The organism is Roseateles chitinivorans (assembly GCF_050632145.1).
In the GTDB taxonomy this organism is placed as follows: Bacteria; Pseudomonadota; Gammaproteobacteria; order Burkholderiales; family Burkholderiaceae_C; genus Roseateles; species Roseateles chitinivorans_B.
Genome location: NZ_CP192577.1, coordinates 1,527,798 through 1,542,484 on the forward strand (window position 1 = coordinate 1,527,798; position 14,687 = coordinate 1,542,484).

General features: G+C 69.7%; 9 protein-coding genes. 3 read left to right on the forward strand and 6 right to left on the reverse strand.

Annotated features, from left to right (window positions below; genetic code table 11):
• Positions 1-98 precede the first annotated feature (98 nt).
• Both ACQ86G_RS07100 and ACQ86G_RS07105 read left to right on the forward strand, forming a co-directional pair.
• Positions 99-2,867: an ATP-binding protein gene (locus ACQ86G_RS07100; protein WP_431259931.1), complete on the forward strand. Its 2,769-nt coding sequence runs from the start codon at positions 99-101 to the stop codon at positions 2,865-2,867.
• On the forward strand, positions 2,756-5,530 hold the full coding sequence (locus tag ACQ86G_RS07105) for a diguanylate cyclase (RefSeq protein ID WP_431259932.1): 2,775 nt from the start codon (positions 2,756-2,758) through the stop codon (positions 5,528-5,530). The genes ACQ86G_RS07100 and ACQ86G_RS07105 overlap by 112 nt, the downstream gene beginning before the upstream one ends.
• A 60-nt stretch (positions 5,531-5,590) precedes the next feature.
• Here the strand turns inward: ACQ86G_RS07105 and ACQ86G_RS07110 are convergent, their stop codons facing one another.
• From ACQ86G_RS07110 to ACQ86G_RS07130, 5 genes are all read right to left on the reverse strand, one after another.
• Positions 5,591-6,466 (reverse strand): TIGR02285 family protein, encoded by an 876-nt coding sequence (locus tag ACQ86G_RS07110; protein WP_431259933.1) that lies wholly within the window; start codon positions 6,464-6,466, stop codon positions 5,591-5,593.
• Positions 6,467-6,653: 187 nt separating this feature from the next.
• Positions 6,654-7,103: a hypothetical protein gene (locus ACQ86G_RS07115; RefSeq protein ID WP_431259934.1), complete on the reverse strand. Its 450-nt coding sequence runs from the start codon at positions 7,101-7,103 to the stop codon at positions 6,654-6,656.
• 345 nt (positions 7,104-7,448) lie between these two features.
• Positions 7,449-8,408, reverse strand: a complete 960-nt coding sequence (locus tag ACQ86G_RS07120) for a sulfate ABC transporter substrate-binding protein (protein ID WP_431261355.1) — start codon at positions 8,406-8,408, stop codon at positions 7,449-7,451.
• Positions 8,409-8,692: 284 nt separating this feature from the next.
• Positions 8,693-11,461 carry a TonB-dependent receptor plug domain-containing protein gene (locus tag ACQ86G_RS07125; protein ID WP_431259935.1) on the reverse strand — a complete coding sequence of 923 codons (2,769 nt, stop codon included), beginning with the start codon at positions 11,459-11,461 and terminating at the stop codon, positions 8,693-8,695.
• A 164-nt stretch (positions 11,462-11,625) separates the two neighbouring features.
• Positions 11,626-12,573, reverse strand: a complete 948-nt coding sequence (locus tag ACQ86G_RS07130; RefSeq protein ID WP_431259936.1) for a CysB family HTH-type transcriptional regulator — start codon at positions 12,571-12,573, stop codon at positions 11,626-11,628.
• Positions 12,574-12,792: 219 nt separating this feature from the next.
• Between ACQ86G_RS07130 and ACQ86G_RS07135 the strand changes: the two genes are divergently transcribed.
• The gene (locus ACQ86G_RS07135; protein WP_431259937.1) at positions 12,793-13,740 is read left to right on the forward strand and encodes a hypothetical protein; all 948 of its coding nucleotides are present in this window, start codon (positions 12,793-12,795) and stop codon (positions 13,738-13,740) included.
• Positions 13,741-13,755: 15 nt separating this feature from the next.
• On the opposite strand, the gene ACQ86G_RS07140 is transcribed toward ACQ86G_RS07135, so the two are convergent.
• On the reverse strand, positions 13,756-14,679 hold the full coding sequence (locus ACQ86G_RS07140; RefSeq protein ID WP_431259938.1) for a CysB family HTH-type transcriptional regulator: 924 nt from the start codon (positions 14,677-14,679) through the stop codon (positions 13,756-13,758).
• Between the last annotated feature and the right edge of the window lie 8 nt (positions 14,680-14,687).

The window sequence follows — 14,687 nt, forward strand, 5'->3', positions numbered from 1 at the left end:
CAATGAATAAATCAGTATCGGAAGGACGCTGATGAGCGAGGGAGGCCGACCGGCTGCGGCCAACCGTTACAGTTCGTGAACAACAGAGAGCGGATGGGATGACGGACAGACGAGCGTGGGAGGCGACCGACCCAAGGGCCTGGCTGGCGGAGCGGACGCTCCACCAGGGCCGCCGGAGCGAGGTCGTCCGGTTCGGTGATGGCCAGGGCGGCACGGCGCTGCTCAAGCGCTTGCGTGATCCGCGCGCCGATCCCGCCGCCGTGGCCCGGCTGCGCCGTGAATTCGAACTGGCGCAGCGTCTCGATCCCGCCTTCGTGCTGCGCCCGAACGCGCTGGTCGAGCACGAGCGCCGGCCGGCCCTGCTGCTCCCCGATCTCGGCGCGCAGACCCTGCGAGAACGCCTGCGACGCGGCACGCTGGACAACGAGGCGGTGATCCGCATCGCGCTCGACCTGGTCGGCGCGCTCCAGCACCTGCACGGCCAGGGGCTCATCCACCGCAATCTCGGTCCGGGTCAGGTCATGCTGCTGCCCGGCGCGGGACGCGAGGCCCGCAAGGCGCTGATCGCGGACCTCGGGCTCGCCGCCGAGATCGAACGCGAGCGGCCGCTGGTCCAGCGGGCCGAACTGATCGAGGCGTCGCTGGCGACGCTCGCGCCCGAGCTGACCGGCCGCATGAGTCGCGACGTCGACTACCGGGCCGATTTCTACAGCCTCGGTGCCACGCTGCTGGAAGCACTGACCGGCGCGCCGCCGTTCAACATCGACGACCCCGCGCGTGCCGTGCATGCGCATCTGGCGCTGGCGGCGCCGATGGCGACGACACGCAATCACCAGGTCTTCGCGCCGCTGGCGCAGGTGGTGGCGCACTGCCTGCACAAGGAGCCCGAAGGCCGGTACCAGAGCCACCAGGCGCTGCGGCACGACCTGCAGCTCTGCGAGGCAGCGCTGGAACAGGGCCGCGGACTGCCGGGCTTCGAACCCGGACAGGGCGACGCCGCCGTGCGCTTCCAGCCCAGCGGGCGGCTCTACGGTCGCGAGTCGGCGCAGGCGCAACTCGGGCAGGCCTTCGAGGACGCCGCGCATGGACAGGCCGCCGGCGCCGGACTGGTGGCGGTGGCGGGCTTTTCCGGCATCGGCAAGACCGCACTGGTGCTGGCCGCTCAACGCAGCCTGCTGGCGCAGCGCGGGCACTTCGCCGCCGCCAAGTTCAACCAGTACGGCCAGGACCGCCCGTACGGCCCGTTGCTGCAGCTGCTGCTCCAGCGCGCCGCGCAGGTCCTGGCCCTGACCGGGCCGCAGCAGGCGATCTGGCGCGAGCGCTTGCGCGAGCGCCTCGGCGCGAATGCCGCGCTGCTCGCGCAGGCGTTGCCGGAGATGACGCCGCTGCTGGCCCTGGATGCGCCGCTGATGCCGGTCGGGCCTGCCGAGGCGGAGAACCGCTTCCTGCGCGCCGTCAGCCAGGGCTTCGCCGCGCTGGCGCGCGAGGGCGAACCGCAGACCCTGTTCCTCGATGACTGGCAGTGGGCGGACCGCGCCTCGCGCCGCCTGCTGCGCGAATGCCTGCACGACGCGACGCTGCGCCACACGCTGTTCGTCATCGCCTATCGCGACAACGAGATCCCGCCCGGTCATCCGATCGCCCAGGAGCTTGCGGAGCTTCGCCAGCAACTCGGCGAGCGCTTCATGCCGCTGCGCGTCGGCCCGCTCGGACTCGACGACACCCGGCAGTTGCTGGCCGACAGTCTGCATCGGGACCCGGCCGAGGAGGACGCGGGACTCGACGAGCTCGCCCGCCTCTGCCAGACGCGCACGGCCGGCAATCCGTTCTTCCTGCGCCGACTTCTGGAAGACCTCGTCCGTCGCGGTCTGATCCACTACGACACCGCCGCGCAGCGCTGGGACCATGCCCTGGAGCGCATCGCGGCGACGCGCACCGCCGACAACGTCGTCGCGCTGATGCTGCAGCAGCTCGAACGCCTGCCCGACACGACGCGACAGGCGCTGAGCGTGGCGGCGTTGCTGGGCGCGGGCTTCAACCTCGACAGCCTGGCCATCGCGCTGGACTCTCCGGCGGATCTGCTCGCGACCGACCTGCTGCCGGCGTTGCAGGCGCAACTGCTGGTGCCGGCCAGCGCGCTGTACCGCTACGCGCCACAACTGCAGGGCCAGGCCAGCGAGTCGGTCCGTTACGCCTTCGCGCACGACCGTGTGCAGGAGGCCGCGCTGCAGCGCATCGCGGCGGACCAGCGCCCCGCGCTGCAGCTGCGCATCGGCCGACTGCTGCGCGACGGCCATCGCGCGGCGCATCCCGACCTGCCGCTGCCCTACACGGTGCTGCATCACCTGAACGCCTCGCGCCTGCTGCTGCGCGAATCGCACCAGGAGGCCGAGCGTCAGGCGCTGGCCGGATTCAACGCCCAGGCCTCGCGTCAGGCGATGGACGCCGCGGCGTTCGAGCCCGCGGCGGACTACGCGGAACTCGCGCTCGAACTGGCACCCTGTTCGCCGCACCGTGCGGCCTGGTTGCACCACGCGGCGCGGATGGCCTATCTGGCCGGCCGGCCATCGCGCATGGATGCGCTGCTCGAATCGGCGATCGCCGATGCCGAGGACAACGCGCAACGGGCGCGGCTGCTGGAGGTCCGCATGGAGGCCTTCTATGCGCAGGGCCGGCTCGCGGACACCGTCGATCTGGGGCTGGAGCTGTTCCTGCTGCTCGGCGCGGAGCTGCCGCGCGCCGGGGGGCCGACGCGATGGCGCAGGTCATGCAGCTGCTGGCCGACCTGCAGCAGGAGATCGCCGGGATCGGCCTGGACACGCTGGCGGCGCGCGCGCCGATGCGCGACGAACAGCGGCTGCTGCTGATCTCGATCGCCGCCAAGATGACCGCCGCGGCCTACATCGTCAGGCCGGCGCTGCTGCCGCTGCTGACGCTGTTCCAGGTGAGGCTGATGGTGGACCACGGCCATGTGCCGCAGGCGCTGTCGGCGTACTCGGTGCTGGGGCTGATGTGCGCGGAGTTCCTCGGCGACTACCGCTTCGCCCACGACCTGGGGCGCATGTCGACGGAACTGGTCGAGCGGCACGGCTGGATGCAGGTCTTCGCGCATGCGGGCTTCTCGTTCCACGCGTTCCTCAGCCATTGGGTGCAGGGGCTGCGCGTGAGCATGGACGGCCTGATGCAGACGCATCGCAACGGGCTCGAGTTCGGCAACCTGCGGCACGCGGGCCTCGGCCTGTACGTGCACGACGTGCACGCGCTGTTGTCCGGCATGCCGCTGCCGGCGCTGGAAGATCAGCTGGTCACGCACGGCCAGCGCCTGCGCGCGATGCGCCAGCCGGTCGCGGCGGACTATGAGGACGCGCTGCTCGGCCTGGTGCGGGCCTTGCGGCAGCCCCGGCTGCCGGAGGACGGCTTCGCGGGGCTGGAGGCGCTCGCGCGGACCTATGGCGAGCGGCAGGACCAGACCGGCCTGATGTTCCTGCACGGCTGGCAGGCGGTGCTGCATTTCATCGCCGACCGACCGGAACCCGCGCTGCGTCTCGCGCTGGAAGCGCGCTCGCTGTTCGCCGCCGGGCGCGGCATGCACGCGCAATCGCTGCTGCTGTTCATCGCGGCCTGGGCGGCGCAGCGCGTCGCGTTGGCCGGCGGCGCGCGCGATCAGGCGCTGGAGGACGATGCGCTGCGTCGCCTGCAGCGTTGGCGGGACGCCGGCCCTGGACATCTGAACGATCGCGTGGCGTTGCTGCAGGCGCAGCAGGCGATGCTGTCGGGCGCACCGGACGAAGAGATCGACCGGCTGCTCGGACAGGCGCTGGAAGCCGCGACCGGGCCGCAAGGAACGCCGCTGGACGTGGCAGCGGTGCTGCGGGCGCAGGTCGACAGCTGGCGGGATCGCGCGCCGGGGCTCGCCGCGCAGGCACGCTCACGGCTGCAGCAGACCTGGAAGACATGGGGCGTCACGGCGCTGGCGGGCGAGGCGATGTCGCAGCCGCTCGACGGTCACCTGCCCTCGCACGACGTGGCGGTCCCCGAGGTCGACGGGCTCCGCGCCGATGCGGCCGACCTCAGTTCGCTGACGAAGGCGGTGCAGGCGATCAGCAGCCAGCCGGACCTGCCGCGTCTGCTGCGTCGATTGCTGGAAGTCGTCGCCGAGAACGCCGGCGCGCAGCGCGCGGCGATCGTGCTGGCGAGCGGCACGGCCGGCACCTCGGCCGCTGTGCGCTGGGTGCTGCAGGCGGAAGCGACGCTCGGCGAGTCGCCGAGGCTGCACCTGCTCGAGCAGCTCCCGCTGGAGCGCGCGGGCCAGCAACTGCCGCTGGGGCTGATGCATCGCGTGTTGCGCGACGGCCGTCGCGAACTGATCGTCGACGCCCGCGGCCTGGCCACGATGGAGGATTACTTCCAGCGTCATGCCGCGCCGCCGCGCTCGGTGCTGGCGCTGCCGCTGCTCAAGCAGGGGCAGACGGTGGGGGCGCTGTACCTGGAGAACGCCGCTGCGGCCGGCGTCTTCACCGAAGCGCGCGTGAGCTTCCTCGAGCTGCTCTGCGCCAACGTCGTCAATGCGGTGGACAACGCACGGCTGGTGGCCGAGCTGCAGGAGCTCAATGCCCACCTGGAACGCCGGGTGGCGCAACGCACGCGCGAGCTTGCCGACAGCGAGGAGCGCCTGCGCGCGGTGCTCGATCACGCGCCGATCCCGATGGTCGTGACGCGCGATCACGACGCGCTGATCGTGTATGCCAACGGCCCCTCCGCGGCGATCGTCGGGCGTCCGCTGGACGACCTGGTCGGCAAGCCGGCGATCAGCTTCTACCGCGAGCCCGGCGAGCGGGACCGCATGCAGCTGAAGTTCAAGGAGGACGGCCGGCTGCAGGGCGAGGAGATCTGCCTGCTCGCGGCCGACGGCAGCGAGCTGTGGATGTTGCTGTCGATGGTGCCGGTGGTGTACGACGGCGCGGCCTCGGTACTGAGCACGCTGGTGGATTTCACCGACCGCAAGCGGCTGGAGATCGAGCTGCAGCGCCTGGCGACGACCGACGCGCTGACCGGTGCGGCCAACCGGCGCTGCTTCCTGGAGCACGCCGACGCGGAGCTGGCGCGCAGCCGACGCTACGGGCTGGAGATGTCGCTGGTGATGATGGACGTCGACCACTTCAAGCGCATCAACGACACGCTGGGCCATGCACGCGGCGATGCGGCGCTGTGCCACCTGGTGCAGCTGTGCGCGCAGATCGTGCGCAAGCAGGACCTGCTGGGCCGGCTCGGCGGCGAGGAATTCGGGCTGCTGCTGCCGCAGACCTCGCTGGAGGACGCGACCCACCTGGTGGAGCGGCTGCGACACCACATCGAGACCAGCGGACTGGCCCTGCAGCAGGGCTCGGCGCCGACCTCGCTGACGGCGAGCTTCGGGGTGACGGCGCTGCGGCCGGAGGACCTGCGGGTCGAGGAACTGCTGGGTCGTGCCGACCAGGCGCTGTATCGCGCCAAGGACGGCGGACGCAACCGCGTCGAGCGGCAGTCCTGACGAGTCCGCCGCCGGTGGTCGATGCCGCTTGTCGATGCCGCCCGGCGCCGGCGGTGTCGATCAGGGATCGATGCGGGACGGCCTGGCGCGTTCGCGATAGAACGCGTCGAAGCGGGCCGCGTAGTGCGACTTCGTTTCCGGCGTGAGCCAGCGCATCAGCCCCTGCCGCAGGTTGGCGGCGCCCTCGGGCCGGCCGTAGGCCTTGTCGATGCCGCGGATCGCGGCGAGTCCCCATGGGGTGCGCGGGCAGGCGATGCCGGCCATCACCAGCTCGCTGGCGCCCTGGATGGGCACGCTGACGAGGTCCTCCGGATTCCCGGCCATGACCAGCGCCATGTCCATCTCCACCGAATAGTCGGCCCGCCCGAGGCTGAGCATCTGCAGCACGCGCGCGCCGAAGTCCTTCGGCGAATACAGCGTGACGGCGCTGTCGACCGATCGCGCGGCGAGCATCTCGTCGAGCGCCGGACCGTAGCTGCGGCCGTCGATCAATGCGCCGCGCAGCGTCGGATCGGCCAGCAGCCGGGGCAGCTGCACTTCGCCGGCGGCGTTGCGCGGCAACCGCTTGAGCTTGTCGCGGCGGACGATCAGGCCCGGCGGCGGCGTGAGCTGGGTGTTGATGAAGTAGGCCACCTTCTCGCGGTCGGGTGTGCGGACCATGTTGGCGCGGCACACCTCGTCGCCGTTCTCGATCATCTGCCAGCTGCGCTTGGCGTTGGCGAAGACGATCTCATGCCGCACGCCCGGCCATTGCTTCTCGAGGTAGGCCGTCACGCGCGCGGTCACCCCGCTGGCGTCGGCGCCCTTCATCTGGGGCGCATGGTCGGACGCGAGCCAGGTGATCTTCGTGACGGCGGGCTCGGCCGGGGTGGGGACAGGTGTTGCGCCGGGACCCTGCGCGCGGGCCTGCGGTGCTGCCAGCAGCAGGGCGGCCAAGGCGGACAGAACGACGGGGATCGCGCGGAGGGGGCGGAAGACATGGTGTCGTGCAGCATACGGGGATGTGCACAACTCACGGAAGGGGCCGTCCTCTCCAATCGGTCATCGGCGGTAGTTGATCACCAAGAGGCGACGGCGCCCGGCCAGGACGACCGACCGGCGGCCTCCGGGTCGGGGGCGGCGATCACTCCTTCGGCGGCACGGCGAAGGGATCGGGCGCCGGCGCCACCTCTGCCTCGGTCTCCCTCAGGACGATGTCATCGGTCCGGCCGGCGTCGATGTCGGCCCAGTGCGAGGCGCACCACTCCGCGACAAGCGCCCGTCGACCCTTGCCCCAGGCCTGCCTGCGGACCTTCGCATCGGACCAGATGTAGCCGCGGATCGATGGCTCGCGCGCCTGCCAGGTCAGGCCGTGGGGCGTGACGCGGATGTCCGCCGTGCCGCGACCGACGTCTTCAAGATAGAAGTTGCTGGTGTACGCGACCACCGCCACGCCCTGCTCGACGCGGCCGACGAACCAGGTGAAATCGATCTTCTCGGTGCTTGTCGCGTCCGCGCGACCGCAAATCGATGCGCCACGCTGGAGGATCTCGATCGAGAAGACCGAGGTCCACCCGGTCTGCCGACTCTTCATGCCACGCGCCTCGAAGGCGCCGTTGAAGAGAAGGGTTCTCGCGGGGACGATGTCCCCGCATGGGCGCTCACCAAGGTGGCGACGAGTGCGACGAACGAGCCCAGCTTGAGCGATGTCTTGTGCATCCGCACAGGATAGTGGACGGGCCGGGAGATCGCCGCTTCGACGGGAGGCGGGTGATTGCCGGGCTGATGCCCGGACGCGAAAAAAGCCCCGCCGACTTGTGGCCGGCGGGGCTGCTCGCACGGAGCGAACGGTCTGGTTGCCTTGGACGCCGTTGAGACAGCGCCCGAGACCGACCGAGGAGACAAACGTTGAAGGCGTGAAGCGCGGGTCCGTCGGGACTCAGCGCACCGCGCTGATCTGGTCGAAGACGCCGCCGTCGTCGAAGTGGGTCTTCTGGGCATTGCGCCAGCCGCCGAAGACTTCGTCGATGGTCACCAGCTTCACCGGCGCGAAGGTCTTGGCGTACTTCGCGGCGATCTTGGGATCGCGCGGACGGTAGTAGTTCTTGGCCGCGATCTCCTGGCCTTCCGGCGAGTACAGGTATTCCAGGTAGGCCTGCGCCACCTTGCGCGTGCCCTTCTTGTCGACGGTCTTGTCGACGACGGACACCGGCGGCTCGGCCAGGATCGACAGGCTCGGCGTGACGATCTCGAACTTGTCCGGACCGAGTTCCTTCACCGCCAGGTAGGCCTCGTTCTCCCAGGCGATCAGCACGTCGCCGATGCCGCGTTCGACGAAGGTCGTCGTCGACCCGCGGGCGCCGGAATCCAGCACCTTGGTGTTGGCGTAGATGCGCTTGACGAAGGCCTTGGCCGACTCGGCGTTGCCACCCGGCTGCTTGAGCGAATACGCCCAGGCCGCGAGGTAGTTCCAGCGCGCGCCGCCCGAGGTCTTCGGGTTCGGCGTGATGACGTCGATGCCGCTGCGGGCCAGGTCCGGCCAGTCGTTGATGTGCTTCGGGTTGCCCTTGCGCACCAGGAACACGATGGTCGAGGTGTAGGGCGAGGCGTTGCTCGGCAGGCGCTTCTGCCAGTCGGCCGGCAGCAGCTTGCCGTGGTCGTGCAGCGCGTCGATGTCGTAGGCCAGCGCCAGCGTGACGACGTCGGCGTCCAGGCCGTCGATCACCGAGCGGGCCTGCTTGCCCGAGCCGCCGTGCGAGTTCTTCACCGTGACCGTCTCGCCGGTCTTGGCCTTCCAGTACTTCGCGAAGGCGGCGTTGTAGTCCTGGTAGAGCTCGCGCGTCGGGTCGTAGGACACGTTGAGCAGCGTGACCGAGCCCTGGGCGTGGGCCACGGGCATCAGCGCGGCACCGCTCAGCAGGGCGGCGGTGGCGAGCAGCGAGACAGTGCGACGAAGTGAGTTCACGGGATTCTTCTCATCACGGGGGGTGGAGGGGAGCGCTCAATGTAGGCAAGCGAACAGTCGAAGGGAACGAAGAAGATCTGCTTTGCTTTGCATCGTTCCCGGAAAAAGGGCCGCTCCCTCGTGAGGAGCGGCCCGCAAGCCGGGGCGGGGTCGCCGCGGCAGTCGGAACCGGTGGAACGACGCGGTCGCTCGCGTCGGGCCGGGGCTTCGGGCCGGGCTCAGGTGCCGAAGCGGTGCTCCAGCTCGATCCAGCCTTGACGCCCGTGCGGCGAGTAGTAACCGACCGGGTAGTACGGCCAGGTGGCGCTCGGATCGCGGCGGATCTTGTCGAACAGGTTGTTGACGATCAGGCTCACGCTGGTCCGCTTGCCGATCTGCCAGGCGGTGCTGGCGTTGAAGTTCCAGTACGGGCCCAGCGTGCCTTCCTGGTCCTCGCGCGTGATGCGGCCGTTGCGCTGCGCGGAGAGCGCATGGGTCCAGTCGCCGACCTGCCAGACCACGCTGGCATTGAGCCGGCTCGACCAGTCGGTGAAGTCCGAGGTGCCCACGACGTTGCGGTTCTCATCGCCGGGGAACTGCTGGTACTTGAAGCTCTTGACCCGCGTGTACTTCGCATCGACCGTCCATTTGCCCCAGGAGGTCGTTCTCCACGAATAGCGCGTGCCGACGTCGACGCCCCAGGTCGACTCGTTCGCCGCGTTGATCGGGTTGACGCGGACCTCCGCGACCTCGCCCGGGCGCACCAGCGCGTCGGCGGGGTTTCGGCGCACGCGCGCGATCGCGTCCACGCAGGTGGGCGACTGGATGTCCTTGATGCCGGTCCGGCAGTCCGATTCGTCGCGCAGCACGCCGTCGGCGCTGAGGTCGGTGACCAGGTCGCGGATGGCGATCTTCCACAGGTCCAGCGACACGTCGAAGGACGAGGCCGGCTGCCACACCGCGCCGACGCCCCAGGAGCGGCCGCGTTCCGACTTCAGGTCCGACGAGCCGGTCCGCACGAAGTTGAAGCCCGGCGAGACGTCGGCGAAGTCGCAGGTCGACAGCGGCTGGCCGGTCTGCTTGCAGCGGTAGTAGTCCGTGGACGACGAGTAATAGCCCTTCGTCTGCTGCGCGAAGATGTAATTCATGTCCGGCGCGCGGAAGCTGGTCGCGTGCTGCGCGCGCAGCAGCAGGGAGGACAGCGGCCGGAACTCCAGACCCGCGTTGTAGGTCGTGCTGCCGTCGCTGCGGCCGGCGAATTCGTAGCGGTCGTGGCGCGCGGCCAGCGTCGCGGTGAGCTGCTTCGTGATCGGCGCATTGAGCTCGCCGCCGAGCGCCAGCCGCTCACGCGTGCCGCGAACGGTCGCCGAGGCGCTCGTGTTGTAGAACACGCCCTGCCCCAGGCGCGGATCCGCCTCGTTGCGGAAGCCCTGCGTGCCGGCCTCGGCCACGACGGCCGCGCGCACCGGTCCGCCGGGCAGCTGGAACCACTCGCCGCTGGCGGAAGCGCTCAACTGCTGGTTCCAGCTGGCGTTGCGCGTCCAGCTGCGGTCGGTGACGCTGTCGATCTCCTGCGGCGTCAGCGGGCGGAAGAGCCGAGCCGGATCGGCCGAGTAGATCGGCGTGCCGTCCGCCTCGGTGCCGAGCTTCTGTCCGAGCAGCAGCGGCTCGATGCCCGCGGTCAGCCGCGGCGTCGTCGTGCGGTTCAGGTAGTAGGAGCTGTTGGCCGCGACCTCGAAGCTCCAGGTGCCGGTGAGCTCGCCGCGCGCGCCGACGGCCACGTTGTGCGTCGAGTCCTGCCACTTGCGGTTGAAGTTGTCCACGCCGCCGAGCTCCTCGGGCGCGAAGCGCCGCGTCCAGATTTCGAGCTGGCCGGTGGCGGCGTTGCGGAAGTAGCCTTTGTTGGCGATGTCCGAGGTCCAGGTCGGACCGCGGGTGTTGTTCTCGGTCCTTGCCCAGCCGAACTGGCCCTCGGCGAAGAGCTCGAGACCGTGATCGAGCGCGAGCGTCAGCGAGCCTGCAGCCTGTGCGCTGCGATTGCCGGTCTGGGTCGTCCAGTATGTGGTCGAGGCGCGGCCGCTGCCGCAGTAGCTGCCGTTCTTCGCCGTGTAGGCCGAGACCGAGCCCTCGAACAGCGAGCCTGCGCCCGCGCAGCCGTCGGTCGGCGTGAGGTAGGCGCCGCCGTTGGCGTTGCGCCGGCCGATGACGACCGACGGCGCGGCGCCTTTCAAGGTCGTGTCGGCCATGAAGTCGCGCTGGCGGCTCCAGATCGGCTGGCGCCCGCTGAGCTCGACGCCCCACACGCCCTGCAGCCGCCCCGCATCGAGGCCGCCGGTGATCTGCGCGCGGGCGTTCTCGCCGCCGCCGCGTTCGGTGCCGCCGGCGCGCAGGTTCACGGTGACGCCGTCGACATGCTTCTTCAGCACGATGTTGATGACGCCCGCGATCGCGTCGGAGCCATACACCGACGACGCGCCGCCGCTGAGCACCTCGATGCGGTCGATCAGCGCGGACGGGATGTTGGCGATGTTGACGAAGTTGACCGAGCCTTCGTAGGCGGTCGGGTAGTCGGCGACGCGCCGGCCGTTGACCAGCACCAGCGTGTGGTTGGGGCCGAGGCCGCGGAGGCTGATCGCGTTGGCCGCCGGCGTGAAGGTGTTGCCGAAGTCCTCGCCCTGCGTGAAGCCGGTGTTCTCGGTCAGGCTGCTCAGCGCGTCGGAGACGTTCTTGTAGCCGAGCCGGTCAAGGTCTTCCGACTTGATCACGGTGATCGGGCTCGGCCCTTCGCTGTTGACGCGGGAGATGCGCGAGCCGGTGACGACCACCGACGGCAGCGGCGCGTCCTTGGCCGGGGTCGTGTCCTGAGTGGATGCAGCCGCTGCTGCGGGCGAGGTGGGCGACTGCGTCTGCGCGAAGGCGCCGGTGACGGGGTAGGCGGTCGCTAGGGCCGCGGCCAACGTGGCGGCCGGTCCGGTAAGGCGGGCCACGTGTTCGACGAACTGTTTCAAGAGACTTCCTTGTGGGAGTGAACAGGTGAGTCCGTCACTCTAGGAAGCGCCTGCTCCGCGATGAACCAATGCTTTCTGCGTTGCTTAGCTGTGCACCTGGCGGATGCACATGCGGAATTTCTTTCGGCACCCCTCGAAAGGACTGCATCCGCTCGATCGGCTCGTCAATCCGAGCCGTTGGGCGAGACACGCGCCTGCTCCACCAGCTCGCGCGACAGCGGCGGCGCGAAGGTCTCGATGAAGGCGTAGACATAGTCGCGCAGGTAGGCGTCACGCCGCACCGCGAGCCGCGTCAGGTTGTCCGCGAACAGGTGACGCGCGTCGATCGCGCGCAGGTGGCGGTCGCGCTCCTCGTCGTAGGCGATCGCGGCGACGATGCCCACGCCCAGGCCCAGCTCGACGTAGGTCTTGATCACGTCCGCATCCATCGCGACCAGCACGACGTTGAGGTCCAGTCCCGCCGTCGCGAACGCCTCGTCGATGTGCGAGCGTCCGGTGTAGCCGGTCTCGTAAGTGATGACCGGGAACTCGGCGATGCGCTCCAGCGTCAGCACGGTGCCGGCGGCGGCTTCGGCCTCCAGCGGATGGCCGGGCGGCACCAGCACCGTGTGGGTCCAGCGGTAGCAGGGCAGCGTCAGCAGCTGCGGATGCAGCGCGAGCGCCTCGGTGGCGATGCCGATGTCGGCCTCGCCGTCGATCAGCAGGCGCGCGACCTGTTGCGGCGAGCCCTGCGTGAACTGCAGGCTGACCTCCGGATGCGATTCGCGGAAGTCGCGCACCGCCGGCGGCAGCGCATAACGCGCCTGGCTGTGCGTCGCCGCGATGCGCAGATGGCCGCTGTCGGCGCGGGCGAAGTCCTCGCCGGCGCGGCGCAGGTTCTCGGCCTCGCGCAGCAGCCGCTCCACGATGGGCATCACGTTGCGGCCCGGCTCGGTGAGCCCGGTGAGCCGCTTGCCGGCACGGATGAAGATGTCGATGCCGAGCTCGTCCTCGAGCTCCCGGATCTGACGGCTCACGCCGGGCTGCGAGGTGTGCAGCGCCTGCGCGACCTCGGTCAGGTTGAAGTTGCGGCGCTGGGCCTCGCGGACGGATCGGAGTTGTTGGAAGTTCATCGTCGGCCACACATCGGGGGAACGTCAGCCGATGCGGGCAGACATCGGAAAGCGTCGGGGGGATCGGAGGACGTCGCGGGACGTCGGGAGACGTCGCTGACATCGGAAAATCTCGGGAAAGCGGATTGCTTATGCGGATTGATTATTCGAATCCGCGCGTCCCGTGTCCTCCAACAAAAATCGATAAGCTTTCCTGCGCTCGACGCATGTGCATAGAAGATGAATCGCCGTTCCCTGCTTCCTTCCTCGAGCGTCGCGCTCTCGATCACCTGCGCCCTGTGCGCTCCCGCCACGACCTGGGCGGTCGACAGGATCACCTGGCTGATGCCCGAGCTCGACACGGTGGCGCCACCGTCGCCCGGTGCGGCCTCGGTGCCGGTGCGGCGTGGTCTGGCGCAGCCGTTGTCGGACTATCTGACTGCAAATTGGGGGACGCCGGCCAGGCATGAGGTGCTGATCGCCAACGTCAAGCGCAGCTGGCGCATGGTCGAGGACGGCGAGCCCGCCTGCCACCTCGGCGTGCTGAGGACGCCGGAACGCGAAGCCGTCGCGTACTTCTTCGATACCCACTTGATTCCACCGCACCAGTTGATGGTGCGGCGCAGCGCGCTGCCGAAGCTGCCGCGTTTCACGGACGGCGATGCGGACCTCGAGAAGATCTGGGCCGAGAAGCAGCTGCGTGGCGCGATCGTCGCCGGACGCAGCTACGGACGTGCGCTCGATGCGCTGCTGGCCAGGCGACCTGCCGGGGTGATCGACGAGTACACGACCTCGGACTTCGGCGGCAACATGCTGTCGATGATCGCGATCGGTCGCGCGGACTACACGATCGAATTCGACTTCGTGCTCGCCAACCAGCAGGAGCTCCGCGCGGCCGCAGCCGCCGGCAATGCGAGCGGCAAAGGCAAGGTGTCGACCGCCGATCTCGTCAGCGTCCCCATCGAGGGCTTCAGCAGTCCGGTGATCTCCGGCATCGCCTGTCCCCGCAACGCCTGGGGCAAGCGCACCATCGAGCAGGTGGAGCGCGTGCTCTCCACGCCGCAGGCGCGGCAGTTCATGCGCGACGAGTTCATCTCCCACCTCAGTCCGGAGGCCCAGGCCCGCTACGGTCCGCGGATCGACGCGTTCTACTTCTACGCCAAGCCGGCGGTCAGCGCGCCGCGCTGAGACCGGCGCGCCTGTTCAGGCGTCCGGATCCATCGCTTCGCGCACGGCCTCTTCCGTCAGCTCGGCCACGCATTCCTGCAGGAATCGGTAGGCGAAACCGCGCAGGTAATGGCCACGCTTGAGCGCGATGCGCGTCGTGTTGGGCGGGAACAGGTGGCTGGCCTCGATCAGCTGCAGGCCGGCGTCCCGTGCGGGCTCGAAGGCCATCGCCGCGATCACGCCGACGCCCAGCCCGATCTGCACGTAGGTCTTGATCACGTCCGCATCCAGCGCCGACATCACCAGGTCCGGCGCCAGACCCGCCGCGGCGAAGGCCGCGTCGATGCGCGCGCGACCGGTGTAGCCCTCGTGGTACGTGATCAGCGGCTGCTCGGCGAGGCCTTCCAGCGTCAGCGGCTGGCGCGTCAGCGCATGCCCTTCCGGCACGACCACCGCGTGGCGCCACTCGTAGAACGGGAAGGTGACGAAGGCGTCATCCTTGCCGAGCGCCTCGGTGGCGATGCCGATGTCGGCCTCGCCCGATTGCAGCAGCGAGACGATCTCCGACGGACTCCCCTGGTGCAGCACCAGGTGCACGCGCGGGTACGCGGCCTTGAAGCGCGCCACGACCTGCGGCAGCGCATAACGCGCCTGCGTGTGCGTCGTCGCGATCGTCAGCTGGCCCTGGTCGGCGCTGCTGAACTGCTGCGCCAGGCGCTTGATGTTGCGCACGTCCTGCAGCATGCGGTCGACGACGACCGCCAGCTCCTTGCCCGGCTCGGTCAGCCCGAGCAGGCGCTTGCCGCGACGCTGGAAGAGCTCGACGCCGAGCTCGTCCTCCAGGTCCTTGATGTGCTTGCTCACCCCGGACTGCGAAGTGAACAGCGCGGCCGCCACCTCGGTCAGGTTGAAGTTCTGCTGCACCGCCTCGCGGACGATGCGCAACTGTTGAAGGTTCATGGGCGCGG